Annotated in this window: 26 protein-coding genes and 2 tRNA genes; 19 read left to right on the top strand and 9 right to left on the bottom strand. The window is 68.6% G+C overall.

Features of this window, described 5'->3' with window-relative positions; translation table 11 throughout:
• Nucleotides 1–62 precede the first annotated feature (62 nt).
• Nucleotides 63–1667 (top strand): phosphoglycerate dehydrogenase, encoded by a 1605-nt coding sequence (gene serA, locus C3481_RS02365; RefSeq protein WP_103840640.1) that lies wholly within the window; start codon nucleotides 63–65, stop codon nucleotides 1665–1667.
• A 42-nt stretch (nucleotides 1668–1709) separates the two neighbouring features.
• On the opposite strand, the gene C3481_RS02360 is transcribed toward serA, so the two are convergent.
• Complete coding sequence (locus tag C3481_RS02360; RefSeq protein ID WP_064956663.1) at nucleotides 1710–2255, bottom strand: TetR/AcrR family transcriptional regulator; 546 nt, start codon at nucleotides 2253–2255, stop codon at nucleotides 1710–1712.
• 63 nt (nucleotides 2256–2318) lie between these two features.
• Between C3481_RS02360 and C3481_RS02355 the strand changes: the two genes are divergently transcribed.
• Genes C3481_RS02355 through C3481_RS02335 form a run of 5 tightly spaced genes read left to right on the top strand, consistent with a single transcriptional unit; the run spans nucleotide 2319 to nucleotide 8279 of the window.
• Nucleotides 2319–3866, top strand: a complete 1548-nt coding sequence (locus C3481_RS02355; RefSeq protein ID WP_103840638.1) for an MFS transporter — start codon at nucleotides 2319–2321, stop codon at nucleotides 3864–3866.
• Nucleotides 3867–3904: 38 nt separating this feature from the next.
• Nucleotides 3905–4957, top strand: coding sequence for a 3-isopropylmalate dehydrogenase (locus tag C3481_RS02350; RefSeq protein ID WP_023951059.1), 1053 nt, complete (start codon nucleotides 3905–3907; stop codon nucleotides 4955–4957).
• A 41-nt stretch (nucleotides 4958–4998) separates the two neighbouring features.
• Nucleotides 4999–6105, top strand: a complete 1107-nt coding sequence (locus C3481_RS02345; RefSeq protein WP_103840636.1) for a branched-chain amino acid aminotransferase — start codon at nucleotides 4999–5001, stop codon at nucleotides 6103–6105.
• Nucleotide 6106: 1 nt separating this feature from the next.
• Nucleotides 6107–6871, top strand: coding sequence for a fumarylacetoacetate hydrolase family protein (locus C3481_RS02340; protein WP_103840634.1), 765 nt, complete (start codon nucleotides 6107–6109; stop codon nucleotides 6869–6871).
• Entirely contained in the window at nucleotides 6864–8279 is a 1416-nt protein-coding gene (locus tag C3481_RS02335; protein ID WP_103840632.1) for an MFS transporter, read from the top strand. The genes C3481_RS02340 and C3481_RS02335 overlap by 8 nt, the downstream gene beginning before the upstream one ends.
• Nucleotides 8280–8320: 41 nt before the next feature.
• Here the strand turns inward: C3481_RS02335 and C3481_RS16400 are convergent, their stop codons facing one another.
• The 3 genes from C3481_RS16400 to C3481_RS16395 all read right to left on the bottom strand — a co-directional run bounded on the left by C3481_RS16400 (nucleotide 8321) and on the right by C3481_RS16395 (nucleotide 10344).
• Complete coding sequence (locus tag C3481_RS16400; protein WP_181021866.1) at nucleotides 8321–8860, bottom strand: hypothetical protein; 540 nt, start codon at nucleotides 8858–8860, stop codon at nucleotides 8321–8323.
• 367 nt (nucleotides 8861–9227) lie between these two features.
• Nucleotides 9228–9764: a hypothetical protein gene (locus C3481_RS02330; RefSeq protein ID WP_103840630.1), complete on the bottom strand. Its 537-nt coding sequence runs from the start codon at nucleotides 9762–9764 to the stop codon at nucleotides 9228–9230.
• A 118-nt stretch (nucleotides 9765–9882) separates the two neighbouring features.
• Complete coding sequence (locus tag C3481_RS16395; protein WP_146053611.1) at nucleotides 9883–10344, bottom strand: hypothetical protein; 462 nt, start codon at nucleotides 10342–10344, stop codon at nucleotides 9883–9885.
• Nucleotides 10345–10927: 583 nt separating this feature from the next.
• Here C3481_RS16395 and C3481_RS16480 point away from each other — a divergent pair.
• Complete coding sequence (locus C3481_RS16480; protein WP_023951053.1) at nucleotides 10928–11104, top strand: hypothetical protein; 177 nt, start codon at nucleotides 10928–10930, stop codon at nucleotides 11102–11104.
• A 29-nt stretch (nucleotides 11105–11133) separates the two neighbouring features.
• Here C3481_RS16480 and C3481_RS02325 read toward each other — a convergent pair whose 3' ends face one another.
• On the bottom strand, nucleotides 11134–12174 hold the full coding sequence (locus tag C3481_RS02325; RefSeq protein ID WP_103841968.1) for an aminotransferase class V-fold PLP-dependent enzyme: 1041 nt from the start codon (nucleotides 12172–12174) through the stop codon (nucleotides 11134–11136).
• Nucleotides 12175–12263: 89 nt separating this feature from the next.
• Here C3481_RS02325 and C3481_RS02320 point away from each other — a divergent pair, with 89 nt between their 5' ends.
• From C3481_RS02320 to C3481_RS02295, 6 genes are all read left to right on the top strand, one after another.
• On the top strand, nucleotides 12264–13220 hold the full coding sequence (locus tag C3481_RS02320; RefSeq protein WP_023951051.1) for a LysR family transcriptional regulator: 957 nt from the start codon (nucleotides 12264–12266) through the stop codon (nucleotides 13218–13220).
• A gap of 10 nt (nucleotides 13221–13230) precedes the next feature.
• Entirely contained in the window at nucleotides 13231–14745 is a 1515-nt protein-coding gene (gene gltX / locus C3481_RS02315; RefSeq protein ID WP_103840628.1) for a glutamate--tRNA ligase, read from the top strand.
• An 83-nt stretch (nucleotides 14746–14828) separates the two neighbouring features.
• Nucleotides 14829–14900, top strand: a tRNA-Gln gene (locus C3481_RS02310).
• 95 nt (nucleotides 14901–14995) lie between these two features.
• Complete coding sequence (locus C3481_RS02305) at nucleotides 14996–15253, top strand: hypothetical protein (RefSeq protein WP_064956657.1); 258 nt, start codon at nucleotides 14996–14998, stop codon at nucleotides 15251–15253.
• 23 nt (nucleotides 15254–15276) lie between these two features.
• Nucleotides 15277–15825: a TetR/AcrR family transcriptional regulator gene (locus C3481_RS02300; protein WP_023951045.1), complete on the top strand. Its 549-nt coding sequence runs from the start codon at nucleotides 15277–15279 to the stop codon at nucleotides 15823–15825.
• A 25-nt stretch (nucleotides 15826–15850) separates the two neighbouring features.
• Nucleotides 15851–16903: a 2,3-butanediol dehydrogenase gene (locus tag C3481_RS02295; protein WP_103840626.1), complete on the top strand. Its 1053-nt coding sequence runs from the start codon at nucleotides 15851–15853 to the stop codon at nucleotides 16901–16903.
• An 86-nt stretch (nucleotides 16904–16989) separates the two neighbouring features.
• Here C3481_RS02295 and C3481_RS02290 read toward each other — a convergent pair whose 3' ends face one another.
• From C3481_RS02290 to C3481_RS02280, 3 genes are all read right to left on the bottom strand, one after another.
• Nucleotides 16990–17202, bottom strand: a complete 213-nt coding sequence (locus tag C3481_RS02290; RefSeq protein WP_023951041.1) for a hypothetical protein — start codon at nucleotides 17200–17202, stop codon at nucleotides 16990–16992.
• On the bottom strand, nucleotides 17196–18677 hold the full coding sequence (locus tag C3481_RS02285) for an SDR family NAD(P)-dependent oxidoreductase (RefSeq protein WP_064956654.1): 1482 nt from the start codon (nucleotides 18675–18677) through the stop codon (nucleotides 17196–17198). The genes C3481_RS02290 and C3481_RS02285 overlap by 7 nt, the downstream gene beginning before the upstream one ends.
• A gap of 211 nt (nucleotides 18678–18888) precedes the next feature.
• Nucleotides 18889–20901, bottom strand: coding sequence for a DUF262 domain-containing protein (locus C3481_RS02280; RefSeq protein ID WP_103840623.1), 2013 nt, complete (start codon nucleotides 20899–20901; stop codon nucleotides 18889–18891).
• A 126-nt stretch (nucleotides 20902–21027) separates the two neighbouring features.
• On the opposite strand from C3481_RS02280, the gene C3481_RS02275 reads away from it, so the two are divergent.
• From C3481_RS02275 to C3481_RS02255, 5 genes are all read left to right on the top strand, one after another.
• Nucleotides 21028–21801 carry a hypothetical protein gene (locus C3481_RS02275; protein ID WP_023951035.1) on the top strand — a complete coding sequence of 258 codons (774 nt, stop codon included), beginning with the start codon at nucleotides 21028–21030 and terminating at the stop codon, nucleotides 21799–21801.
• A 144-nt stretch (nucleotides 21802–21945) separates the two neighbouring features.
• Nucleotides 21946–22722 carry a DeoR/GlpR family DNA-binding transcription regulator gene (locus C3481_RS02270; RefSeq protein ID WP_103840621.1) on the top strand — a complete coding sequence of 259 codons (777 nt, stop codon included), beginning with the start codon at nucleotides 21946–21948 and terminating at the stop codon, nucleotides 22720–22722.
• Nucleotides 22719–23669 carry a 1-phosphofructokinase family hexose kinase gene (locus tag C3481_RS02265; protein WP_071919376.1) on the top strand — a complete coding sequence of 317 codons (951 nt, stop codon included), beginning with the start codon at nucleotides 22719–22721 and terminating at the stop codon, nucleotides 23667–23669. Before C3481_RS02270 ends, C3481_RS02265 begins: the two co-directional genes overlap by 4 nt.
• 37 nt (nucleotides 23670–23706) lie before the next feature.
• The gene (locus C3481_RS02260) at nucleotides 23707–25779 is read left to right on the top strand and encodes a fructose-specific PTS transporter subunit EIIC (RefSeq protein WP_103840619.1); all 2073 of its coding nucleotides are present in this window, start codon (nucleotides 23707–23709) and stop codon (nucleotides 25777–25779) included.
• Between the two features lie 12 nt (nucleotides 25780–25791).
• A complete protein-coding gene (locus C3481_RS02255) occupies nucleotides 25792–26061 on the top strand; it encodes an HPr family phosphocarrier protein (RefSeq protein WP_023951028.1) in 270 nt (89 codons plus the stop codon).
• A 62-nt stretch (nucleotides 26062–26123) separates the two neighbouring features.
• Here the strand turns inward: C3481_RS02255 and C3481_RS02250 are convergent, their stop codons facing one another.
• Complete coding sequence (locus C3481_RS02250) at nucleotides 26124–26762, bottom strand: MBL fold metallo-hydrolase (RefSeq protein WP_103840617.1); 639 nt, start codon at nucleotides 26760–26762, stop codon at nucleotides 26124–26126.
• 121 nt (nucleotides 26763–26883) lie between these two features.
• Between C3481_RS02250 and C3481_RS02245 the strand changes: the two genes are divergently transcribed.
• A tRNA-Glu gene (locus C3481_RS02245) sits at nucleotides 26884–26959 on the top strand.
• Nucleotides 26960–26995: the final 36 nt, after the last annotated feature.

Below are 26995 nucleotides of genomic sequence, written 5' to 3'. Positions count from 1 at the left end.
GCCGTCGGCTGTCGTGGCGACCACCCGTTCCGCGCTTCTGCGCATGCTCCAGAGGATCGTCCGTGCCCCAGCCCGTCGTGCTCATCGCCGAAGAACTCTCGCCCGCAACGATCGATGCCCTCGGTCCTGATTTCGAGATCCGGTCGGTTGACGGCGCCGACCGCGCCGCGCTGCTCCCGGCCCTCGCCGACGCGCATGCCGTCCTGATCCGGTCGGCGACGAAGATGGATGCCGAAGCGATCGCCGCCGCGCCGTCGCTCAAGGTCATCGCGCGTGCCGGCGTCGGACTCGACAACGTCGACATCAAGGCCGCGACGGCCGCTGGCGTCATGGTCGTCAACGCCCCGACCTCCAACATCATCTCGGCGGCCGAGCTGACGGTCGGACACATCCTGAGCCTCGCGCGTCACATCCCCGCAGCTCACGCCTCCCTCGCTGCCGGCGCCTGGAAGCGCTCGTCGTTCACCGGCACGGAGCTGTTCGAGAAGACGGTGGGCATCATCGGTCTGGGCCGCATCGGCGCGCTGATCGCCGCGCGGCTGCAGGCGTTCGGCGTGAGTGTCGTGGCGTACGACCCGTACGTCACGCCCACCCGGGCTCAGCAGCTCGGTGTGACGCTGCTGAGCCTCGACGAGCTGCTCGCACAGAGCGACTTCGTCACGATCCACATGCCGAAGACCCCCGAGACGACCGGCATGATCGGTGCGGAGCAGTTCGCACGCATGAAGAAGTCGGCCTACGTGGTCAACGTCGCTCGCGGCGGCCTCATCGATGAGGAAGCGCTCTACACCGCTCTCACCACCGGCGAGATCGCGGGCGCCGGTCTCGACGTGTTCACGACCGAGCCGCCGAAGGAGGACGGCACCGCCTTCCCCCTCCTGTCGCTGCCCAACGTCGTCGTCACGCCCCACCTCGGCGCCTCGACCGACGAAGCGCAGGAGAAGGCCGGCGTCTCGGTGGCGAAGTCGGTCAAGCTGGCTCTCGAGGGGGATCTCGTGCCGGATGCCGTCAACGTCGCCGGTGGTGTCATCGACCCGTTCGTCCGGCCCGGTATCGCCCTGGTCGAGCAGCTCGGTCAGATCTTCACCGGGCTTGCGCCGAGCGCGCTCACGAGCCTCGATATCGAGGTCCGCGGTGAACTGGCGGACTACGACGTCAGCGTCTACCGGCTCGCGGCGCTGAAGGGGATCTTCACCAACATCGTCAGCGAGAACGTCTCGTACGTGAACGCCCCGCTCTTCGCGGAGCAGCGCGGCATCGAGACGCGCCTCATCGTGGAGTCCGAGAGCCCGCTCTATCGCAACATCACGATCCTGCGCGGAACGCTCTCCGACGGGTCGGTTCTGACCGTCGAGGGCACGCTGGCGGGTACGCGCATGGTGCCCAAGGTCGTCGGGATCAACGGTTACGAGGTGGAGGTGCCGATCGAGCGGCACCACGTCGTGATGCGCTACGCCGACCGTCCCGGGATCGTCGCGATCTACGGACAGAAGCTGGGCGAGGCGGGCATCAACATCGCGGGCCTGCAGGTCGCCCGGCCCGACGCGTCCGGCCGCGCTCTCTCGGTGCTGACGGTCGACTCGCCGGTGCCCGACCACCTTCTCGACGAGATGCGTGAGGCGGTCGCCGCCGACCTGTTCCGCCAGATCGAGCTGACCGAGGTCTGACGAAGCGGAACGATGCCCGGGGTGCTTCCGCCCCGGGCATCGTCATCGCTGGGTGACGCCGAGGACGAGCCGGATGAGCGCGTCGAAGTCTTCGCCCTGGGGGACGGGGCCGACGACCGCCCCCGCGCCGAGGGCGTTGTTGAAGTAGAGGCCGTCGCCCACGAGTAGGACGAGCTGCAGCGCCGTCTCGTCACGGGTGTGACCGCGCAGTGCTTCCTCCCAGAGCGTCCGGACGTCGCGCAGCGCGGCGCTCGCGGCGGGGTGTCCGCTCTGCGCGAGTCGCGATCCGGCGAGGAGTGCGCGATCGAGCGCGCTGTCCTCCATGACGGAGGTGCGCAGGTAGGCGGCGACGATGCCTTCGGGGTGCCGCGCCATGTCATCGACATCGAGGCGGGCGAGCTCCATCATCCGATCCAGAAGGGCCGTCTCGAGCGCCTCCTTCGAGGCGTAGTGGTAGAGCAAGCCGCCCTTGGAGACACCGGCTGCCGCGGCGACGGCATCCATCGTGGCGCCGCGCGCCCCGTCGGATATCAGGAGGTTCTCGTACGCGTCGAGCACGCTCTCGCGCGCACGTGGGGGACGACTCATGTCTTCGATCCTCTCGCGTTTCGGCGTTCGATCCTGTTACTATACCGGCTGGACGGTGAACTAATGACGTTGACAGAAGAGATCGCAATCGCAGACGGACAGGGCCGGCGCGTCGGCTGGCGGGGGTGGGCCGCACTCGGCGTGCTCATGCTTCCGGTCCTGCTCGTGTCGGTGGACAACACGGTGCTCAGCTTCGCGCTGCCCGAGATCGCTCGCGCGCTGAGCCCGACGAGTGCCCAGCAGCTCTGGATCATCGACGTGTACCCGCTCATCCTCGCGGGTCTCCTCGTGACGATGGGATCGCTCGGAGACCGGTTCGGTCGTCGTCGGATGCTGCTGATCGGTGCGACCGGGTTCGCGACGGTCTCCGCGCTGGCGGCCTTCGCCCCGAGCGCCGAACTCCTGATCGCCGCTCGGGCCGCGATGGGCGTGTTCGGCGCCATGCTGATGCCCTCGACCCTCTCATTGCTGCGCAGCATCTTCACCGACCGGGACCAGCGCCGCCTCGCCATCGCGGTCTGGGCCTCGATGTTCTCGGCGGGCGCCGCGCTCGGTCCGATCGTCGGTGGTGTGCTGCTCGAGCACTTCAGCTGGGGATCGGTGTTCCTCATGGCGGTACCGGTTCTCGTGCCGCTGCTCGTGCTCGCGCCCTTCCTCGTTCCCGAGAGCCGCGATCCCCGCCCGGGGCGCATCGATCCGATCAGCATCGCTCTGTCGATGCTGACGATGGTGCCGATCGTCTACGCGATCAAGGACTTCGCGGTGAAGGGCTGGGGCATCACGCCGCCGGTGCTGTTCGCGCTCGGCCTGGTGTTCGGCTGGCTCTTCGTGCGGCGCCAGCTCCGCGTGCACGAGCCGATGCTCGACATGCGGCTGTTCTCGCGCGGCACCTTCAGCGGCGCGCTCCTGGTCAACCTGCTCAGCGTCGTCGCGCTCGTGGGCTTCCTGTACTTCGTCACGCAGCATCTGCAGCTCATCGTCGGCCTGTCGCCGTTGCAGGCGGGGCTCGCCCTCGTCCCCGGTCTGACCATGATGATCGTCGCGGGCCTGGGCGTCGTGCCGATCTCGCGCCGGGTGTCGCCTCGCATCGTCGTCCCTGCGGCACTGACCCTTTCGGCCGCCGGTTACGTCATGATCGCTCTTCTCACCGAGCCCGACAGCATGATCGAGCTCGTGCTCGCCTTCGCCCTGCTGGGCATGGGCATCGGGGCGGCGGAGACGGTCTCGAACGAGCTCGTGCTCGCGAGCGCTCCTCCCGCCAAGGCCGGTGCGGCGAGCGCGGTCTCGGAGACCGCCTACGAAGTGGGCGCAGTCCTCGGAACGGCCGTGCTCGGCGGCATCCTGACGGCGATGTACCGGCTCGGCATGGCCGTGCCCGAGGGTGTGCCCGCCGAGGCGGCCGACGCGGCGCGGGAGACGCTCGCGGGCGCTGTCAACGTCGCACAGGATCTGCCCGATTCCGTTGGCCGTCAGCTGCTGGATGCCGCGGCGCACGCCTTCGATTCCGGTGTCGGCGTGACGGCGACGATCGGCGCCGTGCTGGTCGTCTGCGCGGGGATCATCGCGGCCACTACGCTGAAGGGAGCCCACTCGCGGCCCGCCGAGCACTGAGCGATCGGCGTGCCGCGCCGCCGAGAACGAGGAGAGCGATGTCGCGCGTCGTGAAACTTGCCGTGATTCCGGGCGACGGAATCGGCCCCGAGGTCGTCGCCGAGGCCGAGAAGGTGCTCGACGCGGCGGTAGCGGGAACCGATGTCGTCATCGACAAGACGCGCTTCTCGCTCGGCGCGGCCCGGTACCTCGAGACCGGCGACACCCTCACCGACGAAGACCTGCGGGCGATCGCGGACCATGACGCGATCCTCCTCGGCGCCGTCGGGGGAGTGCCGGGCGATCCGCGGCTGCGTGACGCCAACATCGAGCGCGGGCTCCTGCTGAAGCTTCGCTTCGAGCTCGACCACTACGTCAACCTCCGGCCGTCGAAGCTGTACCCGAGCGTGCCCGGCCCCCTCGCCGAGCCCGGCGAGATCGACTTCGTCGTGGTGCGCGAAGGCACGGAGGGGCCGTACGTCGGCAACGGCGGCAGCATCCGCCGCGGCACCCCGCACGAGGTGGCCAACGAGACCTCGGTCAACACCGCCTTCGGTGTGGAGCGCGTCGTGCGCTATGCGTTCGATCTGGCCGAGCGCCGGCGGCAGAAGCTGACGCTCGTGCACAAGACGAACGTGCTCGTGCACGCGGGCGGCATCTGGAAGCGCATCGTGGACGAGGTGGCCGCCGAGCACCCCGACGTCGCCGTAGACTATCTCCACGTCGACGCGGCGACGATCTTCCTGGTCACGAACCCGGGCCGCTTCGACGTGATCGTCACCGACAACCTCTTCGGCGACATCCTGACCGACTTGGCCGGCGCCGTCACCGGAGGCATCGGCCTCGCCGCTTCGGGGAACATCAACCCCGACGGCGCGTTCCCCTCGATGTTCGAGCCCGTCCACGGATCGGCGCCCGACATCGCGGGCCAGCAGAAGGCCGACCCCACGGCCGCGATCCTCTCCGTCTCGCTGCTGCTCGATCATCTCGGGCTCACGGAAGCCGCCCGACGCGTCACCCACGCCGTCGAGGCCGACATCGCCGACCGCAGCTCGGAGCCACGCACCACGACGCAGATCGGCGACGCGATCGCGGCTCGCCTCCAGGCGTAGCCTGGAATCCGCCCGCCGCCCGACATCCGCTTGGAAGACAGATGACCCTCCTCGAAAACGATCCCGACGCCGGACTCGAACCCCTCGAGTTCACCGTTACCCGAAACCTCGCTGCGGCCCCGGCCGCCCGACGCGACGAGATTCTCGCGAACCCCGGGTTCGGCACCCATTTCACCGACCACATGGTCGACATCTGCTGGTCGGTGCGCGGCGGCTGGCACCGCCCGCGCGTCCAGCCCTACGGGCCGATCACCCTCGATCCGGCTGCGGCGGTGCTGCACTACGGCCAGGAGATCTTCGAGGGCATCAAGGCCTATCGTCACGCGGACGGGTCGGTGCACACCTTCCGACCCGATCAGAACGGCCGACGGCTGCAGCGCTCTGCGCGCCGCCTCGCACTGCCCGAGCTGCCGGTCGAATGGTTCATCCAGTCGCTCCGCGAGCTCATCGCCGTCGACGGCGGCTGGGTCCCCTCGGGTGCCGATCAGTCGCTCTACCTGCGTCCGTTCATGTTCGCCAAGGAGGCGTTCCTCGGCGTGCGCCCCGCGAACAAGGTCGCGTATTACCTCATCGCGAGCCCGGCGGGCGCGTACTTCACCGGCGGCGTGAAGCCCGTGTCGATCTGGCTCAGCGAGGACTACGCCCGCGCAGGCAAGGGCGGCACGGGTGCTGCCAAGACCGGCGGCAACTACGCGTCGAGCCTGCTCCCGCAGGCCGAGGCGTACGAGAACGAGTGCGACCAGGTCGTCTTCCTCGACCAGGACCGCAACGTCGAGGAGCTCGGCGGCATGAACGTCGTGTTCGTCTACAAGGACGGCACGATCGTCACGCCGCAGTCCGACTCGATCCTCGAGGGGATCACCCGCGACTCGATCCTGCAGCTCGCGCGCGACCGCGGGCACAAGGTCGAGGGCCGTGCCGTCTCGCTGGACGAATGGCGCCAGGGCGTGGCATCCGGAGACATCGTCGAGGTCTTCGCCTGCGGTACAGCTGCCGTCGTGACCCCCATCGGCGTTCTCAAGGGCCGCGACTTCTTCGACGAGCAGCCGGTCGGCGAGCTCGCCCTGTCGCTGCGCGAGGAGCTCACCGACATCCAGTACGGACGTCGCGAAGACAAGCACGGCTGGCTCGTGCGGCTGGACGCCTGAGATGAAGATCGTACGTTTCTCGCACAACGAGGCCATCCGCTACGGCATCCTCGACGGCACTGATCTGGTGACGCTCGCGGGCGACCCGATGTACGCGGGCTATGACACGACGGGCGAGCGCGTGGCGCTCAGCGACGCCGTGCTGCTCGCTCCGGTCATCCCGCGATCGAAGATCATCGCCGTCGGCCGCAACTACCGCGAGCACGCCGCCGAGTTCGGCAACGAGGTCCCCGCCGAGCCGCTGCTGTTCTTCAAGCCGAACACCTCGGTGATCGGTCCCGGTGACGCCATCGTCCGGCCGACGCAGTCGCAGCAGGTCGATTTCGAGGGAGAGCTGGCCGTCGTCATCGGCAAGGTCACGCGCAACGTCTCAGCCGCCGACGCGCTGAGCCACGTGTTCGGCTACTCGATCGCCAACGACGTCACCGCGCGCGACCTGCAGCGCAGCGACGGGCAATGGACCCGCGCGAAGGGCTTCGACACGTTCTGCCCGCTCGGACCGGCCATCGAGACCGAGTTCGACCCGTCGCAGGCCGAGCTCGTCGCCCGGGTGAACGGCGACGAGAAGCAGCGTGCACCGCTGACCGACATGGTCCACGGCATCGCCGATCTCATCGCCTATGCGTCCGCCGCGTTCACGCTGCTGCCGGGCGACGTCATCCTGACGGGGACTCCTGCGGGCGTCGGGCCGCTTGTCGCGGGCGATGTCGTGGAAGTCGAGATCGACGGTCTCGGCATCCTGCGCAACATCGTCCGGGATGCCTGACAGGGAGAGTCTCCCGGTTCCGACCGCGGCCGCCTCGGTCGACGCGCGCGACGCGGTCCGTCGGCGTGCCCTGGTCGTGCTCTCGCTCGGTCAGGTGCTCGGCGGCATCGGTTTCGGCTCGACCATCTCGCTGGGAGCGGTCATCACCGAACGGCTCATGGGTGACGACGCACTCGCGGGTCTTCCGACCGCGGCGGTGACCCTCCTCGGCGCCGCTCTGCTCGCGATGCCGCTGGCCTCGCTCGCGTCGCGGGCGGGGCGCCGGCCGGCGCTGGCCCTCGGAATGCTGCTGGCTCTCGTCGGGGTGGTGCTCGTCGTCGTCGGCACCGCCTCCGGGCTGTTCCCCGTGCTCCTGATCGCCTTCGCGCTGATCGGCGCCGGTCAGGCCGCCAATCTGCAATCCCGGTTCGCTGCCACCGATCTCGCGACCGATCGCACGCGCGGGCGTGACCTCTCGATCGTCGTGTGGGCGACCACCATCGGTGCTGTGCTGGGGCCGAACCTGATCGGTGCCGGCGAGGCGATCGGTGAGGCGGTGGGGATGCCTCCTCTCACCGGGCCGTACCTCTTCACGGCGGTCGCGCAGCTGCTGGCCATCGCCCTGTATCTCGTCGCTCTGCGGCCCGACCCGCTGCTGCTCGCGCGTACGTCGAGCGCCGGCGCACCCCAGGCGTCAGCGACGCGTCGGACGCACGCCGACCGGCCCGGTGCCGCCCGTTACGCCGTGCTCGCGATCGCCGGATCGCACGGGGTCATGGTGTCGGTCATGGCGATGACGCCCCTGCATCTGGTCCACCACGGCGCGGAGCTGACGGTCGTCGGGCTCACCATCAGCCTGCACATCGCCGGCATGTACGCGCTGTCACCCGTCTTCGGCATCCTCGCCGACCACCTCGGGCGTGTGGCGACGATCCTGATCGGTCAGGCTCTGCTCGCCGCCTCGCTCGTCGTCGCCGCGATGGGAGCCGACTCGACGTTGGCCGTCACCCTCTCGCTGATCCTGCTCGGCCTCGGCTGGAGCGGCGCCACTGTGGCGGGATCGGCGCTGCTCACCGAGGCGTCGTCGCCGGAGCGACGGACGACGCGTCAGGGACGCAGCGACGCGATCATGAACGTCGTCGGCGCCGCGGGGGCTGCCGTCGCCGGGGGAGTGCTCGGGCTGATCGGTTACGCGGGGCTGGCGACAGGGGCTCTGGTCGTCGTCGCACTGGTCGTGACCGGCGGGGTCATCGTGGGGCAGGCGATGCGTCCGACGGACAGCGCGAGCGACTCGGCCGGCGTCTCAGACGATCATTTCGCGGAGAATGCCCCCCGTGATAGCTCGCATGGACGTCAGCATGATTGTCGAGGAAACGACCCCCTGTTGTCAGAAGGGGAGCCGCCGACGAAGTCGAACGGCTCCCCTTGAATTGGGTCTGGCTGCTTGCCGCAGTCAATACCAGGTCGATCCTACGAAGTCTCCATCTGGGCAGTAGTGGCGCTGGGGAGCGGTCGCCTGCCGGCTCGAGCGGAAGCGACACGGAACACGAGTGCCGCAACGCCCACGAGCGCGGCCACGTGCACGATTCCGCTCCCACCGCCATACAGCACCCAGCCGGGCAGGCCAGATGGCAGTGCCTCTGGCCTCGCTTCAGCGGCAAGCCTTCCGGTAGTGAGGAACGCCGACCACACGATGAGTGGAATAACACCGAGTATCAACCCGATGTTGAGGGTCACCGCTCGCGTGGCAGTTCCTGAGAGCACCGACCACACACTCACGCCTATTACCACTGCACCGAGAACAGCGCTCGCGACCAGCTGGAGGTAGGGAACGTGCGGTCTCGTCACTGCCACGACCTGATTGTCGAGGTTGAAGACGGCGCCTGTGGTTGTTCCTGAGGCTTGGATGGCAAGCATCCCAGTGATGAGTACAAAAGCCGCGCCCAGGACGAAGGACAGAGCAAAGGTTACGAACTGTTTCACGTCAGCTCCTAGGTTGTGGCGGTGCATGTGAGGGAGGCTTCGCCACCGATGGAATTGGAGAACCACCACAGGCACTTGCTATACGCGTTCGAAACGCGCTGGTGACTTAGGCGGACAGTCGCGGGGGAATCCCCAGAGGCATAGCCGTGCGTCGTGTACCCGGGTGCCGGTGAGAATGTCTCGACCGATGTCGATCCAAACCCGATGGAGACGCGCGCGGTGCCGCCGACGACCGATGACAGCACATGGGATGTTCGTGCCACGCCGTGCGCCGTCAGCTGGTCGTTCGCGTAAGTGACGCTAGCCGCCTGCGCGGTCGGAGCTGCGATGGCGACCCCGACGCAGAGAGCGATTGCCGCTCCAGCCACACCGAGGGAGGTCCGCTTGCGTCGAGTCATGCGCGCGACGGGATCGGAGCGAACTCGAACAACGAGCCATCTTCGCGCTCGAACGTTGCCGGCTCCGCGGCTTCATCGGCAAGCAAGAAGGTGGGCTCGGTGGCTGATGCTCGCATCGTAGACGACCGATCTGTTGCTTCACTCAGCTTGACATCTGCAGGGAAAAGATACCCTTCTGCTGTCTTTTCGAAGCCGGGGAGCGCGTCTCCCGCGGCGATGCCCAATCCGGACTCATAAAAGCTCGAGGCGCTAACGCAGGTTGAGGCCGCGATCTCGTTCCCGCCCGCGATGTATGTGATCAGGCAGATGTCAGAGCTACCGGATCGGGCGACCCAGTAGTCGGCATCCTCATCGGAGCCCAAGGCCCGCACTGAGGAGTCGTCATAGATGCCGAGAGCGAAAAGATCGACGGTGGACGGCACGCGGTCATCAGGCGTCTGCGTGCGCTCGAATGCTGGGATCAGCGTCGCGATCTGCTGGCCATCAGTCGCCGAAGCGCTGGGGGCAACTACGGCTGCTGCGAGGAGAGTCACAACTCCTACAACGCTATAAGAAATCTTCTTCAATTGAGATACCTCTCGTCTCGATACAGTTTCCGTTGTTTGACCGGACCTGTTTGTGAAGGCCCAGCTGTCAATTGTGAGTGTGGCTTCAGTAATAAAAGGTGCAGGTAGTGCGCAGCTTGCCAATGTCATGCGATGTCCATGGCCAAACCCAGGAGCACTTCTGATGCACGCTCTCAGCACGACCATGACTCAGCCGTGCAGTGAGACCGCCCTCGCTGTAACCGATCGTTTGATATCCCGGAGCGGGGCGGTAGGTTTCGACGCTGGCTATCGGGTGAGCGCCGTCTCCACTGAAGAGTTCTAGCTGTGTCTGCCCGCCGGTCATCGCGTTCCGGAGTCCGCTGTAGCGATATTCGCCCTGGCTCAGAGCAGCATTGTGTGCGTAGGTGATAGAAGCTGCGTGCGCCACTGGCGCTACGACGAGCGATGTCCCCGCCGCGACGGCAAGGATGAGTGCCGAACGTTTCACGGAGAAGAATTTTCGCTTTGAGTATCGTGGCAACGCGTTAGGTTGAGACTTCCTGGCGGCATGGTCGTCAGTAATCATGCCCCCAACCTATGTGCGGTGCTCAGTGAGAGTCAACCCGGCTCATCAAAGATTCCCGGGTCGTAAGCAACTGCTCCAGCGTGTACCTTGATCGCCATTCGACAAGATGAGAGAAAACTCATGCGGTCCCGAATTCGTCCTGAAGTCGTGAGAGCGTGTCCTCTCTATAGCATGAAATGCTCGCGGCGCCGGGATCCGCGGCGAAATCGCCTCCGGGTAGTTCGGTTTGTGGCGGGCGGAGTGGAAGAAGCAGGCGCCGAACGCCACACCCCGAGGCGGAACAGCGAGGGCTGGCGCGGTCACAGAGCCTCGTATCGGAAAGGCCGGCTGAATCGCCGCACGTAAGCGTCGCGGCAGTTGTGGCCCGGTCGACGCTTCGGGTTCGACGCGGGTGCCTACCGTGGCCGGAACGCGATCGAGCGGTTCCTCGCTCTCTCCAACAAGCTCGCGATCACCTACCGAAACGGCGTCACCCACACGCCATTCCCACCTGGGTGCGCGTGTCGGAAGAAGCGGGCCTAGCCGTCGCGCCTGTTGACGGCAAGCATTTTGCTCCGGGGCGGAAGGCTGGCACCGTGGAGTCATGAGTCACCGCGCACAGTTGATCATCGCCCTCGTCTCGAGCGCGATCCTCTTCCTCTCCATCGCGCTGATGTTCGCGCTGGTGATCATCAGCTTCTTCACCGACGGCATCGACTTCGCGGGCGATCCCCACATCGCCGACGCGATTGGCACCACCGCATGGGTGCTGACCGCCTGACGAGGCCGCCCATCGCTCTCCTCGGCTGATCAGGCGAGGAGAGCGTTCGCAGCCAGTTCGACGTCGGCCTCGTCGTTGAAGACGTGGAAGGCGACGCGCGCATTGCCGCGACGACCGGATGCCGCCACGCCGGCGGCTGTGAGCCGTGCGAGATCCGCGCCGGCGGGGTCGGGCCACGTGACAATGGGGCTCGCGTGCAGCGGCTCGGGCAGTCCGAGTCGCGTGCGGAACGCCGCGGCGAGACCGGTCACCCGTGCGTGCAGGGCCGCAGGGTCGGCATCCGCGAACATCGCCAGGGCCGGTTCCGCGCCCACCATCGCCTGCCAGGCGGGTGACACGTCGAAGCGTCGGGCGGAGCGGGCGAGGGTCGCGTCGGTCCCGTAGCACGCAGCCCAGGGGTCTTCGCCGGCGTACCACCCGGCGTGGAGGGGCATGAGCGTCGCTGCGAAACCGTCGGAGAGCGCGAGGAAGGCGACGCCGCGGGGCGCGCACAGCCACTTGTACGTGTGACAGACGAGGGCGTCGAACTGCTCGGCGTCGAGGGGGAGCCAACCGGCCGCCTGTGTCGCGTCGCAGAGCGTGCGGGTGTTGTGCCGCCGCGCGGCCGCGACGATCGCCGCCGCGTCGGCGACCTCTCCCGTGGCCGATTGCACGATCGAGAATGCGACGAGGTCGACGTCGGGAGTGATGGCGCCGGCGAGGTCGGCGAGCGCGACGGCGCGAACCCGGATGCCGCGCCCGGCGTGGGCGAATGGGAGAACGAGCGAGGAGAACTCGCCCTCGGGGCACAGCACGGTCGCACCATCGGGGAGGGAAGCCGCGATCAGTCCGACCAGGACCGACGTCTGCGACCCGATGGCCACGCGGTCGGGCACCGTCGACACCAATCGGGCGAAATGTGCGCGGCAGCGCTCGGCCACGTCAGCGTAGTGAACCAGGTCGGGTCGGGCGTCGAGGTCGGCGATGACCGCCGCCCGTGTCGCGGTGGTCGGCAGACCCGTGCTGCACGCGGCGAGATATCCGCGCGACCCGGTGAACGCGGCGTGGAGCGCTTCGGGTGCGAGGGTCATCTTCTCCATGCATCCAGGCTGGGCGATCGCGATCTATTGGTCTACGGCAGGATTTGCATGCAAACCATCACAGCTAGTTATCTTTTTGCATGGACACCCCGGACTATCGTCTCGACGTCACCGAGTTGCGCGTCGTGCGAGCCATCGCCGACGGCGGGTCGATCACTGCGGCGGCGTCGGCTCTGGGCTACAGCCAGCCGGCCGTGAGCCAGCAGATCAAGCGACTCGAACAGCGTCTCGGCGTGCCGGTCGTCGAGCGGGTCGGGCGGCGGATGCGGCTCACCGAAGCCGGTCGCGTGATCGCCCGGCATGCCGCGGCGGTCGCGACGGTCATCGAGGCGGCCTCGGGCGAACTGGCCGAGCTCGCCGGATTGCGGTCGGGCACGGTGCGCATGGTCGGCTTCCCTTCCGCCTCGCCGACGGTGCTGCCGCGCCTCATGGATCGGCTGGCTCACGCGGAACCAGGGCTGACCCTGACGTACGTCGAGGCGGAGCCGCCCGAGGCGATCGCCGATGTTCGCGCGGATCGAGCCGACATCGCGTTGACCTTCGGCTACCCGGGCGATCGGAGCGACCCGCATGGCGAGAACGCTCGGGGACTCGACGCGGAGGTCATCGGGTACGACGACCTGCTGGCGGTTCTGCCTGCTGGCCACCCCGCCGCCCACGGCGTGGGTGCGATGGAGATCGCCCCTCTTGCGCTCGAGGCCTGGATCGCCGGATGCCCCCGCTGCCGCGGCCATCTGCTCGAGGTGTGCGGCCGAGCCGGGTTCGACCCCGAGATCCGTTTCGAGACCGACAATTTCGTCGCGGTCGAGCAGCTCGTGGCACAGGGAATCGGCGTCGCGACGCTTCCCGGACTCGCGGTCGCGTCGTTCCCCCTCCTCCCCGGTGTGGTGACGCGACCGCTTCCCGCGAGCGAACGCCGCGCCATACACGCGGTGTCTGCGGGCGGTGCGGGCCGGGTTCCCGCGGTGGCATCGGTCCTGGGGCACCTGCGGGCCGTCGTCGCCGAGCTCACCGGCGGCGACTCTCACGAGAACTAAGCTGGAGGGGATGTCCACCGCACCTCACCCCGCCACCACGACCGCCACCGGAACCGATGTCCGCGTGCGGTTCTGCCCGTCGCCGACCGGTCTGCCGCACGTCGGCCTCATCCGCACGGCCCTGTTCAACTGGGCCTACGCGCGCCACAACGGCGGCAAGATGGTCTTCCGCATCGAAGACACCGACGCCGCGCGCGACAGCGAGGAGAGCTACCAGCAGCTGCTCGAAGCGCTGCGGTGGCTCGAGATCGACTGGGACGAGGGCGTCGAGAAGGGCGGCCCTCACGCGCCGTACCGCCAGTCGCAGCGCCACGAGATCTACCGCGAGGTGCTCGACAAGCTCATCGCCGCCGGGGTCGTCTACGAGTCGTACTCGACCGCCGAGGAGATCGACGCCCGCAACAAGGCGAACGGCCGCGCGAAGCAGCTCGGCTACGACAACTTCGACCGTGACCTCACCGACGAGCAGAAGGCCGCCTTCCGCGCCGAGGGCCGCGAGCCCGCGTGGCGCCTGCGCGTGCCTGACCACGACCTCACCTTCGTCGACCTCATCCGCGGCGAGGTGACCTTCCCCGCGGGATCGTTCCCCGACTTCGTCATCGTTCGCGCCGGCGGCGTCCCGCTCTACACGTTCGTGAACCCCGTCGACGACGCGCTCATGGGAATCACGCACGTCCTGCGCGGCGAGGACCTCATGCCGTCGACGGCCCGTCAGCTCGCGCTGTACGCAGCGCTCATCGAGGCGGGCGTCACCGACTTCGTCCCGCGGTTCGGCCACATGCCCCTCGTCCTCGGCGAGACCGGCAACAAGAAGCTGTCGAAGCGCGACCCGAAGGCCGATCTCTTCCTGCAGCGCGAGAAGGGCTTCATCCACGAGGGGCTGCTGAACTACCTGTCGCTCCTCGGCTGGTCGATCGCGCCCGACCGCGACGTCTTCACGCGCGACGAGCTGATCGCCGCGTTCGACATCGCCGACGTGAACCCGAACCCGGCGCGCTTCGACCAGAAGAAGGCCGAGTCGATCAACGGCGACCACGTGCGGATGCTCGCGCCCGACGACTTCGCCGAGCGCCTCGTGCCCTACCTCTCCGGCGCCGGCCTGATCGAGAACCCTCCCACGGCGGCACAGCGCGAGATCCTCGAGGCCGCGGCGCCCCTCGTCCAGGAGCGCATGCAGCTGCTCGGTGACGCACCGGATCTGCTCGGCTTCCTGTTCCGCTCCGAGGTCGCGTACGACGACGATGCCCTCTCGGGGCTGCCGGCGAACGCGGGGGAGGTGCTCGTCGCGTCGGTCGGCGCCCTCGAGCTCGTCCCCGAGCAGGGCTTCACCGCCGCCGCGGTGCAGGATGCCCTCGCCCCCGCGCTCATCGAGGGGCTCGGGCTCAAGCCGCGTGTCGCCTACGGCCCGCTGCGTGTCGCCCTCAGCGGACGTCGCGTGTCGCCGCCGCTGTTCGAGTCGATGGAGCTGCTCGGCAAGGCCGAGACCATCCGCAGGCTCGACGCGCTCGTCCAGCGCGTCGGCTGACGCGCCCGGGCGGCGCTCGGTTAGGCCCCATCGCATCCGTCGGGTATAGTTGATCCTCGGTGCGACTGAGGTCAAACCGACCATGGGGTATGGTGTAATTGGCAACACGGCTGATTCTGGTTCAGTTGTTCTTGGTTCGAGTCCAGGTACCCCAGCTTCGAGAAAAGCCCCGCTTCGGCGGGGCTTTTCCGTTTGATCTGCGTTCGCCGTGAGAGGGGTCGAGCCGCGCTCAGCGAGCGAGAATGGGCACATGGGACTCTTCATGCAGCGACCCGAGGAACCGAGCGAGTGGGCGGGGCTGCCCTCCGAGCCCGCGCGCCGCAAGTCGAACGCCGAGCTGCTGCCCGACGAACCACCGCCCGCCGACCCTGCGGGCGACCTGCTCGGCGGGGGCGGTATCGCGTCGATCTCGATTCCCCTCGCGGTCCCGATCGCGGCGGAGGCGGAGGACTCCGGCATGGGCGCTGCGGGTGAGGCGGAATCAGGCAGCGAGCCGCCCACTGTCTGACAGGTGTCGGATAGGCTGGGGTCATGGACCCGCGGTCGCTGCGCAGCCGAGAGGCACTGCGCCGGGCGGCCCTCGATCTGGCTGCTGTCCGTCCGCTCACGGATCTGTCGGTCTCGGAGATCTGCCGCGCGGCCGGCGTGACGCGTGACACGTTCTACCGGCATGCCGACGCGCCCGTGTCGCTCGTCGCCGACGCGCTGAGCGTCGAGCTCGCCGATGTGCTGGCCGATGTCGGCGAGCTCGACTCGCTGACCACCGCCGAGGATCGCCTGCTCGCACACGTCAGAGCGCGAGCCGACGTGTACCGCGGTGCGCTGCATCCGTCTCTCGCCGCGCCCATCCGTGACGTGCTCGAGCGCGTCATCGCCCGGGGGCTGGAGGAATGGCTGGAGCGGCATCCCGAGATCGAGCCGCCCGCGATCGACGACCAGTCGATGCGAGAGATCGCCGTCGCCTACGCGGCCGGCGGGACGGTGGCGGCGATCGAAGTCTGGTTGCGCTCGGGCGCGGACGACGTGGCGTGGGCGACGAGGGCGATCCTCGCCGCCTCACCGGAATGGTGGCTGCGGTGATGCAGCCGAACGAGAGGAGATCACGATGAAGGCAGCAGTGTTCCACGCGAAGGAAGACCTCCGTGTGGAGAACGTCGACGAACCCACGGTGAGCGCAGGCCAGGTGAAGCTGAAGAACGCTTTCGCGGGCATCTGCGGGTCGGATCTGCACGTCTACTACGCTCCGGAAGCCGCGGGCCTCACGCTCGACGAGCCGCACCCGGTGACCGGTGCGCAGCTTCCGCAGATCCTCGGCCACGAGTTCGCGGGAACCGTCGTCGAGGTCGGCGAGGGCGTCGAGGGAGTCTCTGTGGGCGATCGTGCCGCAGTCTGGCCCGTCTACTACTGCGGCGAGTGCCCCGCGTGCGAGAAGGGCATGTTCAACGCCTGCCAGAAGATCGGCTTCCACGGACTCAGCTCGCACGGCGGCGGGATGGCGGAGTACACGACGGTTCCGGCCTCGATGCTGCACAAGCTCCCCGAGAACGTCGACCTGCGCATGGGCGCCCTCGTCGAGCCCATGGCCGTCGCGTGGCACGCGGTCGAGCGCTCCTTCGTGAAAGCGGGACAGACCGCGATCGTCGCGGGCGCCGGCCCCATCGGCATCGGCGTCTGGTTCGCTCTCAAGGCGCACGGCGTCGAGAGGGTCCTCGTGTCGGAGCCCAGCGCATCGCGGCGTGAGACCATCGCCGCGCTCGGTGCGACGGTCGTCGACCCCGTGTCGGGTGACCTCGCCGCCGCTGTGGCCGAGCTGACCGACGGACGCGGTGCCGACGTCGCGTTCGATGCCGCCGGCGCCGGACCGGCCATCACGTCGGGACTCGCGAGCCTCGTGCCCGGCGGGCGCCTCGTCGTCGTGGCGATCCACGAGCGCGCGATGGAGTTCTCGCCGACGCAACTGGTCATGGCCGAGACCGAGATCGCCGGTGCGCTGGCGTACCTTCCGGCCGACTTCGACGCCGTCATCGACGCGATGTCGCGCGGCGTCTACGACACGACGGGATGGGTCGAGGAGGTCCCGATCGACGGTGTGGTCGGCGCCATCGAGAAGCTCCGCGGTGGGGCCGGGGCGAAGATCCTGGTGCGCGCGGACGCCTGAGTGCGGACGACTCCCGCAACCGAGAGCCCGCGAGTCCGAGTCATCGGCTCGCGGGCTCTTGCGTTCGCGCGCCGCAGGAGCGAGCGTCAGGCGCGGCGTGGCCGCGGCGCGGGCGGCGGAGGCACGGGCTTCGCCGCGATGATGTCCGAGCGGCGGATGCGCTCCACACCGCGCTTGCCGTCGACCACGACCAGCTCGTCGTCCGCGCTCAGCAGCTCGCCGAGCGCATCCGTGGCCTGTCCCGTCGGTAGCAGGTAGCGGACGACCACGCGGTTGCCGGGGGCAGGGAGCCTCACCATGCGCCGGGGGAGTAGTCCTTGAGGAAGACTCCGAACAGATCCTCGCCGGCCTCGCCGCGGACGATCGGGTCGTAGACGCGTGCCGCGCCGTCGACGAGGTCGAGCGGGGCGTGGAAGCCTTCCTCGGCGAGACGCACCTTGGTCGGGTGGGGACGTTCGTCGGTGATCCATCCGGTGTCGACGCTCGTCATCAGGATGCCGTCGGTCTCGAACATCTCGCGGGCGCTCGTGCGCGTGAGCATGTTGACGGCGGCCTTGGCCATGTTCGTGTGCGGGTGGCCGGGCCCCTTGTAACCGCGGTTGAACACGCCCTCCATGGCGCTGACGTTGACGACGTAGGTGCGGCGAGCCGGGCTCGCAGCCAGCGAGGCGCGCAGCTTCGAGACCAGGAGGAAGGGGGCCGTGGTGTTGGCGAGCTGCACCTCGAGCATCTCGAGCGGGTCGACGTCGCCGACGCGCTGCGTCCACGAGTTGACGCTGTCGAGATCGGGAATGAGCCCGCCGGCGTCGATCGCCGTCCCGGCAGCGAGTCGTTCGAGCGAGCTCGAGCCCGCGGCCATCGCCTGCTCGGTGAGTTCGTCGGCGCGCGAGGCCGCGGCGGCGAGGATCGGGTGCGCGTTCACCGAGCGCTCGAGCGCTTGCGGGTGCATGTCGTTGGTGTGGCCGAAGGTGACCAGCTCGGGCAGCGGTCCGTCCGGCAGCGGTGAGAGCTCGGCGTCGACGAGGGGCTGGTAGGCGCCGGCGGAGCGCCGCACCGTCTGCGTCGCGTTGTTGATCAGGATGTCGAGCGGACCGGCCGCGGCGACGTCATCCGCGAGCCCGACGACCTGGGCGGGATCACGCAGGTCGATGCCGACGACCTTGAGCCGGTCGATCCATTCCGCGGAGTCGGGAAGGCTCGTGAACCGGCGCACCGCATCGCGAGGGAAGCGCGTGGTGATGGTGGTGTGTGCGCCGTCGCGCAGCAGCCGCAGGGCGATGTACATCCCGATCTTGGCCCGCCCGCCGGTGAGCAGAGCCCGGCGACCCGTCAGATCGGTGCGGGCGTCGCGCTTGGCGTGGCTCAGCGCCGCGCAGTCGGGGCACAGCTGGTGGTAGAAGGCATCCACGATCGTGTAGGGCTGCTTGCAGATGTAGCAGGCGCGCGCCTTGATGAGGGTGCCGGCGATCGGAGCGGTCGTCGACGACGAGATCGGGATGCCGCGGGTCTCGTCGTCGATGCGGTCGGGGGCGCCGGTCGCGGTGGCGTGCACCACGGCGCGGTCGGCGGAGGCGACGGCATCCCGGATCTCGCGGCGCCGAACCTTCTTCGCAGCCTTGAACATCGCCGCCGTCGCGCGTCGCACCGTGACGTAGTCCGGGTGGGCGTGGTCGATGTCGGCGAGCTGGTCCAGAACGCGGAGCGTCGCGGCGAGGTCGGCCGGATCGATGCCGCTGGGCGCGAGGGAAGAGGGGGAGATCGTGTCGGGAAGCACACGGAATTCTACGTCACGACACCTGGGCGACCCCGGAGAAGGGGACGGCCCCGCCGGAGATGAGATCTCACGGCGGGGCCGTCAGTGAGCCCTGGGAGAAAGTGACCCGAACACCGTCTCTACCGAGCCGCTCACGTACAACAGTGAAGCTACGCGGTCGAGAACGGGATCGCGGGGTCGTTGACGCCGTGCTCTCGACTCTGCTAGGCGATCAGCGCATCGCCTCGCCGATGTAGGAGTACTTCAGGAAGACCTCCGACGCCCAGCCGGCCTCTTCGAGAACGCCCTGGACCGCCGTGAGCATGTAACGGGAGTCCCAGCCCATGTAGAGGTAGCTGCCCTCACCGAGCTCGTCCCACTGGCCGTTCCACGCCATCGCCGGGTACACGGGGCCGCCACGGCGCGCGCTGAAATCGACGACGCTCTGGCGGGAGTCGACCCAGAGGCGCTTGAAGACCCGGTTGAACAGGTAGCGGACGTCGGGGACTTCCCAGTGCTCGCCGCGGAACTCGACGTAGTCGAACTCCCGCTGCCAGCCGCGGGGCCAGCCGCGGCGCAGCTTCGCATCCAGGATCGGGGTGAGGTTGTCGTCATCGATGCCCGTCAGGGACGGCCGCCGCCACAGGTCGACGAATCGCGCGGCCAGCGTCTCCGTGCGGGCGCTGATCGCCGCGGTGTCCCAGCTGGCGATCTCTGCGATCTCTCGCGACATCGTCACCGCGCTGCCCGCGAGGAGCGGACGCAGCTGCGGGAAGGTCGCGTCGAGCGCGCGCTCCGCGCGGTCCTGCTCGAGCAGCGTGAGGTTGCCGATCGTGTGCGCCAGGGCACGGTGGCTGTTCTGCTCGTCCTCGCTGTAATCGGCGAAGCGTCGCGTGCCGTCTCCCGACCAGTCGTCGCCGGCGCCGGCAGGGAAGACCGGCGAGACGTCGAGGAGGTCGGCGGGGTCGACGTCGGCGAGACGTCCCAGGACATAACGCGGATGGGGGAGGTCGCTGTACTTGAGACCGACGCGCACCCGCTCGTCCGAGGGGGTGATGCGCGCGATCGCGCGGGTCAGCGCGTCGGGGCCTTCGGCGTACGCGCGGCAGAGGCGTGCGACGAGCCGCTCGGTCGCGGTGCCGACGACGACGCGGCGCAGCAGGAGCGACTGGATGTCCTCCAGACGCGCGATGAGCTCCTCGCGGGGCAGGATGCCGGCGCGCTGGTCATGCACGAGTCGCATCGCGAGCGGGAACATCTGACGTCCGAGCACCGCGAGGAAGCCGAGCTGCCGGCCGACCTCGGGGTCGTCGCTCGTGGCCGGGTCGAGCAACTCGCGATAGATCTCCGAGAATGTCCGCCAGCTCGTCGCGTGCTCCCGCAGGCTGTCGATGTCGAGTCGGGGGAACTGCTGCCGGAAGACGTCGTAGACGCCGCGTCCACCGGTGATGAGCACCTCGCGCCCCGTGAGCATGACGAGGTAGTGGTTCCAGAACGATCCGATGGCATCGCCGGTGTTCTGCTCGATCGCGAGCCAGTACTCCTGCTCGATCTCGTTCTGCTCGGCGTGCGTGAGTCCCATCAGCACGTAGTTGTGGATGAGTTCGTGGTCGCGCAGCGGCTCGCCGGTGGAGTTGAGGCTCTCGAAGATCTGCTGCGCGTTGGCCTGCGGCCCCAGGGTGATCGCCACGTGCTCGAGCTTCTGCAGGCCGCGCCACAGCGCCGCCGCCTCGCCGGGCCGGATCTGACTGCGGAAGAACGCGTAATTGTCGTCGAAGCGCGAGACGCGAAGCTCGTCCTCGGGGGTGCGCCGATCGAGGACGACGCTCTCGAAGACGTCGGCCCAGGCCCGGTGCGGACGCAGCTTCGTGCGCGTGGGGTCGTCGGCCCGGACGAGGACCGCCTCCAGCTCGCGCGCGAGCTCCGGATCGTCATCGCGCAACGTGTGGTGCAGGGCCGCGACGAGCAGCATCAGGGTGGTGATGCGCTGCTGCCCGTCGATGAGCACGAGTTGTGCGTCGTCGTCGGACGAGGTGCTCGCGGTGGAGAGGATCGATCCGATGAAGTGGGTGTGCGTGTCGTCGGACGCGGACACCGACCGGATGTCGCCGAGCAGCTGCTCGCAGCCGCCGATGTCCCAGCGGTACTGCCGTTGGTACACCGGGACGACGATGGTGGTGTCGGATGCCGAGAGCCAGCCGATCGTGTTGACGGCGGTCGCTTCGACATTCGTGGCAGTGCTCATGTTCTCCGAAATCGCTCCTCGAAAACCCCGGCCGAGTCTACCGGCGCGTTCAGGAGCCCTAGGTAGGCTGACCTAAGTCGGGCCTGTAAAAACTTCGCTTGTCCGACAGAAAGGTCATGATCCGTCATGGGTTACATCAAGTCCGCTGCCCTCGAGGAGACCGGTTACGTCGTCCTCGACCGCTACAACAAGGAGATCGATCCGAAGGAATGGCTCGACGTCGAGTACGTCGACTGGAAGTCCTCGGGTGACACCCGTTTCGCCCCGCTGGCCTCGGCCAAGGGCGAGATCGAGTGCAACGGTTTCTGGAACCACAAGCCGCCGCGTACCGACAAGGACGGCGTGTGGATCGACTCGCAGACCGCGATCGCGCCGACGCTGACCGCGCGTGCGCAGGAGCCCGGCGCGAACGTCGGCCGCTGCCGCATCATCGAGCTGCAGCCGAACACGTACGCCGACTGCCTCTACAACCTGCACCAGGACGACAACAACCGCCTCAACCCCGACGGCACGGGCTGGGTCGTCCGAGGCTTCTTCAACCTGACGGACGACAAGACGAGCTACTTCGTGCTCCGCGAGAACCGCACCGACCCCAGCGAGGAGACGCGTATCGCGCTGCCCGCCGGTGCGCAGCTCATCGTCGACACCCAGCGCCTGTGGCACGCGGCCGCCCATTACGGCGACGAGCCGCGCTACTGCCTCATCACGTCGTGGGAGTCGGGCCCCGAGCTCGACGCCTACATCGCCAAGTACAACGGCGTGAACAAGGTGGAGAGCTACCCGGTCGACCAGGAGACCCTCGACGCCGGTCAGATCGAGCAGGAGCGCCGAATTGCAGCTCGTGCGGCCGCGCTCGCAGCGCGTGGCCAGCAGGAGGTCATCGCGATGAGCGAGGCCTGAGCCTCGGATCGCCCCGGAGGGAGGTGTCGGCTGCGGCCGGCGCCTCCCTCCGTCGTTTCCGGCCTCGGGACCGAAAGTCGTGTTGCATTCTGTTGCTTTGCGTTTGATCGCGTTGTATCGTGTGGGCATCCGAAGGAGGATGTCGTGTACGCAATGGAGCGCCAGCAGCTCATCGAACGAATGCTCGCCGCCCACGGCCGCGTCGCCGTGGTCGACCTCGCGTCGCGGTTCGACGTCACGACCGAGACGGTCCGCCGCGATCTCGCCGTCCTCGAGGAGACCGGCGTCCTGCGCCGGGTCCACGGAGGCGCCGTCTCGGCAGAGCGCGTCAGCACGGCCGAGCCCTCCGTCGCCGAACGCTCCCAGCGCCACTCCGCGGCCAAGGAGCGAATCGCCCGTCGCGCGTTGGCTGCGCTTCCGGGCGGCGCCGGATCGATCTATGTGGATGCGGGCACGACGACCGCCGCCTTCGCCGAGGCGCTGATCGCACGCAGCGCGCCCAGCGGCCTCGAGGTCGTCACGCATTCGATGACGATCGCTCACTCGCTCGCCGGCGCGAGCGGCATCGGCCTGACGGCGATCGGCGGGCGTGTCCGAGGACTGACCGCGGCCGCGGTCGGATCCGACACCGTTGCGGCCATCTCACGGCTGCGCCCCGACGTGGCCTTCCTCGGCACGAACGGCATCGCCCGCGACGCGGGGCTGACCACGCCCGACCCCGACGAAGCCGCCGTTAAGCGCGCCGTCGTCGCGGGCGCCCGGCGAGTCATTCTGCTGGTCGACGCCGACAAGTTCGACTCCGAATTGCTCGTCTCGTTCGCCGACCTCTCGGACCTCGATGTCGTCGTGACCGACCGGGAGCCGGATGAGGAGCTCGCCCGCGCCTTGCGCGAGGCCGACGTGGAGGTATGGATCGCATGATCGTGACCCTGACGGTGCACCCGTCGCTCGACCGGACCATCTCGATCGACGCGCCGCTGCGTGTCGGCGAGGTTCAGACGGCGTCCGCTGTTCGCGAGGATGCCGGAGGCAAGGGCATCAATGTGGCGCGCGTACTGCATGCGTCGGGAAGCGACAGCCTCGCGGTGCTGCCGCTGGATCCCGCCGACCCCTTCGCGGCCGCGCTCGCGGCGGAAGACCTCGACGTTCGGGCGGTACCGGTGCGCGGTCGAACCCGCGCGAACATCGCGGTCACGGACCCCGCGGGAGAGACGACGAAGATCAATCTCCCCGGCGTGGCCCTGAGCTCCGCCGACCTCGACGACGTGATCGACGTGGTCGCGGAATGTGCTCGCGACGCCCAGTGGCTCGTGCTCGCCGGATCGCTCGCGCCCGGCCTGCCGGATGACGCCTACGTCTGCATCATCCGAGCGGTTCGCGAGCGGCTGGGCCATGAGGCGCCCCGGATCGCTGTCGACACGTCGGGCGCCGCACTGCGCGCCGTCGTCGCGGATGGACGTCCCGACCTCATCAAGCCGAACGATGAAGAGCTCGCCGATCTCCTCGGCGCAGCGCTGCCCGCAGCCGACACCCTCGCCGAGGCGGTACACCTCGCCGCTCGCGGGCTCGTCCCCGCGACGGTGGGGGCCGCGCTCGTGACTCTCGGTGGCGACGGCGCCGTCTTCGTCTCCGACCGAGGCGCGTGGGCGGCTACTCCGCCTCCCACCCGCGTTCGCAGCACGGTCGGCGCAGGTGACAGCTCGCTCGCGGGCTTCCTGCTCGCCGACTCGCGCGGCGCAGACCCAGCTGCATCCCTCGTCTCCGCCATCCGTTACGGTTCGGCGGCCGCGGCGCTCGACGGCACACAAGCCCCGACTCCGACCGATCTCCCCACCGCGGACGTCCCCGTCCGCGAGCTCCATCACTGATCCGAACGACCCGCAACACTCGAACCAGGAGGACACCGTGTCCGACACCATCACCCCGGAGCTCGTCAGCCTCGACGCGCCCCTCGGGACCGACAAGAAGGACGTCATCCGCGCTCTCGCTCGCCTCGTCGCAGCGCAGGGCCGCGCCACGGACGCCGACGCCCTCGCGAATGACGCGATCGCTCGCGAGGAGAAGGATGAGACCGGGCTTCCCGGTGGCATCGCGATCCCGCACGCGAAGAGCGCTGCGGTGACGCAGGCCTCCCTCGCCTTCGCACGGCTGAAGCCGGGCGTGGCCTTCGGGGCGCCCGACGGACCGGCCGACCTCGTCTTCCTCATCGCCGCGCCCGAGAACGCCGCCGAAGAGCACCTCGCCGTGCTGTCGCGTCTCGCCCGCAGCCTGATGCAGGACACGTTCACGAGCGACCTCCGCGCGGCGGCGACTGCCGACGACGTCGTGCGTACGGTTCGCGCGGCGATCGGCGAGGGCGAGGTCGCTCCGGCTTCCGCAACCGCCGCGCCGCCGGCCACCTCCGCTGCCCCGGCTGCAGCAGCCTCCGGTGACCTGACGATCGACGGTCGGCCCGCGCGCATCGTCGCCGTGACCTCGTGCGCGACGGGCATCGCCCACACCTTCATGGCCGCCGACGCCCTGACGGCCGCGGGTAAGGAAGCGGGGGTCGACCTCGTCGTCGAACCCCAGGGCTCGAGCGGATACCAGGCGCTGCCGGCATCCGTCATCGACAACGCCGACGCCGTGATCTTCGCCACCGACGTCGACGTCCGCGAGATGTCGCGGTTCGCCGGCAAGCCGGTCATCCGCTCGGGCGTCAAGCGCGGCATCGAGCAGCCCGCGCAGATGATCCGCGAAGCCGTCGCCGCCGCGTCCAACCCGAACGCCGCCCGCGTCAGCGGTGCCGCAGCGGATGCCGGTTCCGGTGCGGGAACCGCGTCGCAGAACCTGTCGTGGGGCGCGAAGATCCAGCGCATCCTGCTCACGGGCGTCAGCTACATGATCCCCTTCGTCGCCGGCGGCGGTCTCCTGATCGCCCTCGGTTTCGCCCTCGGCGGCTACGAGGTCACGGCGAATGCGTCGAAGGTCATCATCGACAACGCGCTGTGGAACCTGCCGACCACCGACATCACGTCGCCGTTCGGCCCGCTCGGCCAGTACCTCGGGTCGGTGGCGTTCATGATCGGCTCGACATCCATGGGCTTCCTGGTGGCCGCCCTCGCGGGCTACATCGCCTACGCGATCGCGGACCGCCCGGGCATCGCTCCCGGATTCGTCGCCGGTGCGATCGCCGTCACGATGAGCGCCGGCTTCATCGGCGGCATCATCGGAGGTTTCCTCGCCGGCTTCGTGGCCTGGTGGCTCGGACGCCTCCCCGCTCCGCGCTGGCTGCGCGGTCTGATGCCTGTCGTCATCATCCCGCTGCTCGGTTCGATCGTCGCCTCGGGTCTCATGATCCTGTTCCTGGGCCGCCCCATCGCCGCGCTCATGGCGCTCCTGACCGACGGACTCACGAACCTCACCCAGAGCGGTGCGGGCCTCATCGTCGTCGGCGTGATCCTGGGCCTCATGATGTGCTTCGACCTCGGCGGTCCGATCAACAAGGTCGCCTACGTCTTCGCCACCACCGGCCTCGCGGCCGCGTCGACGGAGAACACAGCCCCGTACCTCATCATGGCTGCGGTCATGACGGCGGGAATGGTGCCGCCGCTGGCTCTTGCGCTCGCGTCGACGGTGCTCGCCCGTCCGCTCTTCACGCCGGTCGAGCGCGAGAACGGCAAGGCGGCATGGCTGCTGGGCGCATCGTTCATCAGTGAGGGTGCGATCCCGTTCGCGGCGGCGGACCCGCTGCGCGTCATCCCGGCATCCCTCGTCGGCGGGGCGATCACCGGTGCGCTGAGCATGTGGTTCGGGGTCCAGAGCTTCGCTCCGCACGGCGGCGTGTTCGTGCTGTTCGCCATCTCGCCGGTGTGGGGTTTCTTCGTCGCGCTTCTGACAGGTACCGTCGTTTCTGCGCTGTTGCTCGTCGTGCTCAAGAAGTACGTCCGCAAGAGCTCCACCGCCCCGGCCCCGGCCGCGGCGACCGCGACAGTCTGAGGAGACACCACCATGGCAGAACGCACCGCCACCATCGCGAGCAGCTCCGGACTGCACGCCCGCCCCGCGAAGCTCTTCGTGCAGGAGGTGCAGTCGAAGGGCGTCCCCGTCACGATCGCCGTCGAGGGCGGCCCCGACCTGAACGCCGGCAGCATCCTGAGCATCATGGGCCTGGGCGCCTCGCAGGGCTCGGTCGTGACGCTCAAGGCCGAGGGTGAGGGTGCCGAGAAGGCGCTCGACGAGCTCGTCGCCTTCCTCGAGATCGACCACGACGCGGCCTGATCCGCCCGCGAAGCACGGATGCCGTGGACCTTCGGGTCCACGGCATCCGTCGTTTCCGGGGGTCAGATGTCGGTGGAGTCGCCCGGGTCCAGCGCCACGAAGTCGCCGCCATTCTGCTGGGCCGCCCACGAGAGCCGCTCGCGGCCCATCGACAGGCCCGCCGCAGACAGCGTCATGTCGTGGGTCGCGAAGACCCGTTGCGGCTTGACCTCGAGCACGAAGTCCATCGCGTCGCCGATCTTCAGCCAGGGGGCGCCGACGGGCGCCGCGAGGAGCTTCACATGCGCTCCCTCGGGCACGGCGTAGGAGTCGCCGGGGTAGTAGAACTCGTCGTCGACGAGGACGCCGACGTTGTCGATCACGGGGATCGACTCGTGGATCACCGCGTGGCGTCCGCCGAAGAACTCGAGGCTGAACGGGCCCGCCTCCAGCTTGTCACCGGGGGAGACCTCGCGGATGTCGAACCCCGCGGCCGCCCGCACGACACCCTCGGGGCCGTACACGGGGATGTTCGGGAACTGCTCGAGGATCGACGAGAGGTGCTGGGACGTCCAGTGATCGGGATGCTCGTGGGTGACGACGACAGCCACGACGTCGTGCAGATCCTCGAGAGGTGAGGTGAACGTGCCGGGATCGATGATCAGGGTCTTGCCCTCGCGCTCGAGGCGCAGGCAGGCGTGTTCGTGCTTGGTGACATGCATGTCCTCAGTCAACGCCCGACACGCCCGAGACGGCAATGGGGGCCTCGATTTTGCCGGATGCGCGAGGCCGTGGCATACTTTAACGGTTGCCTCCGGAGCCCCGGGGAAAACAGAAAAGTACGGCCCCATCGTATAGCGGCCTAGTACGCCGCCCTCTCACGGCGGTAACGCGGGTTCGAATCCCGCTGGGGTCACCACCGCGAAACGCCCATCCTCTCGGATGGGCGTTTCGC

The organism is Microbacterium sp. Ru50 (assembly GCF_002920555.1).
Lineage (GTDB): Bacteria > Actinomycetota > Actinomycetes > Actinomycetales > Microbacteriaceae > Microbacterium > Microbacterium arborescens.
The sequence above is the reverse complement of the archived record's forward strand: the minus strand, read 5'-3'. Positions and strand labels throughout refer to the sequence as shown.

What these genes read in the sequence shown, in the direction of transcription:
- C3481_RS02360 (WP_064956663.1), bottom strand. Translation starts at nt 2,255, where the DNA reads ATGAGTCGTCCCCCACGTGCGCGCGAGAGCGTGCTCGACGCGTACGAG.
- C3481_RS02355 (WP_103840638.1), top strand. Translation starts at nt 2,319, where the DNA reads ATGACGTTGACAGAAGAGATCGCAATCGCAGACGGACAGGGCCGGCGC.
- C3481_RS02350 (WP_023951059.1), top strand. Translation starts at nt 3,905, where the DNA reads ATGTCGCGCGTCGTGAAACTTGCCGTGATTCCGGGCGACGGAATCGGC.
- C3481_RS02345 (WP_103840636.1), top strand. Translation starts at nt 4,999, where the DNA reads ATGACCCTCCTCGAAAACGATCCCGACGCCGGACTCGAACCCCTCGAG.
- C3481_RS02340 (WP_103840634.1), top strand. Translation starts at nt 6,107, where the DNA reads ATGAAGATCGTACGTTTCTCGCACAACGAGGCCATCCGCTACGGCATC.
- C3481_RS02335 (WP_103840632.1), top strand. Translation starts at nt 6,864, where the DNA reads ATGCCTGACAGGGAGAGTCTCCCGGTTCCGACCGCGGCCGCCTCGGTC.
- C3481_RS16400 (WP_181021866.1), bottom strand. Translation starts at nt 8,860, where the DNA reads ATGCACCGCCACAACCTAGGAGCTGACGTGAAACAGTTCGTAACCTTT.
- C3481_RS16395 (WP_146053611.1), bottom strand. Translation starts at nt 10,344, where the DNA reads ATGATTACTGACGACCATGCCGCCAGGAAGTCTCAACCTAACGCGTTG.
- C3481_RS16480 (WP_023951053.1), top strand. Translation starts at nt 10,928, where the DNA reads ATGAGTCACCGCGCACAGTTGATCATCGCCCTCGTCTCGAGCGCGATC.
- C3481_RS02325 (WP_103841968.1), bottom strand. Translation starts at nt 12,174, where the DNA reads ATGACCCTCGCACCCGAAGCGCTCCACGCCGCGTTCACCGGGTCGCGC.
- C3481_RS02320 (WP_023951051.1), top strand. Translation starts at nt 12,264, where the DNA reads ATGGACACCCCGGACTATCGTCTCGACGTCACCGAGTTGCGCGTCGTG.
- gltX (WP_103840628.1), top strand. Translation starts at nt 13,231, where the DNA reads ATGTCCACCGCACCTCACCCCGCCACCACGACCGCCACCGGAACCGAT.
- C3481_RS02305 (WP_064956657.1), top strand. Translation starts at nt 14,996, where the DNA reads ATGGGACTCTTCATGCAGCGACCCGAGGAACCGAGCGAGTGGGCGGGG.
- C3481_RS02300 (WP_023951045.1), top strand. Translation starts at nt 15,277, where the DNA reads ATGGACCCGCGGTCGCTGCGCAGCCGAGAGGCACTGCGCCGGGCGGCC.
- C3481_RS02295 (WP_103840626.1), top strand. Translation starts at nt 15,851, where the DNA reads ATGAAGGCAGCAGTGTTCCACGCGAAGGAAGACCTCCGTGTGGAGAAC.
- C3481_RS02290 (WP_023951041.1), bottom strand. Translation starts at nt 17,202, where the DNA reads ATGGTGAGGCTCCCTGCCCCCGGCAACCGCGTGGTCGTCCGCTACCTG.
- C3481_RS02280 (WP_103840623.1), bottom strand. Translation starts at nt 20,901, where the DNA reads ATGAGCACTGCCACGAATGTCGAAGCGACCGCCGTCAACACGATCGGC.
- C3481_RS02275 (WP_023951035.1), top strand. Translation starts at nt 21,028, where the DNA reads ATGGGTTACATCAAGTCCGCTGCCCTCGAGGAGACCGGTTACGTCGTC.
- C3481_RS02265 (WP_071919376.1), top strand. Translation starts at nt 22,719, where the DNA reads ATGATCGTGACCCTGACGGTGCACCCGTCGCTCGACCGGACCATCTCG.
- C3481_RS02255 (WP_023951028.1), top strand. Translation starts at nt 25,792, where the DNA reads ATGGCAGAACGCACCGCCACCATCGCGAGCAGCTCCGGACTGCACGCC.
- C3481_RS02250 (WP_103840617.1), bottom strand. Translation starts at nt 26,762, where the DNA reads ATGCATGTCACCAAGCACGAACACGCCTGCCTGCGCCTCGAGCGCGAG.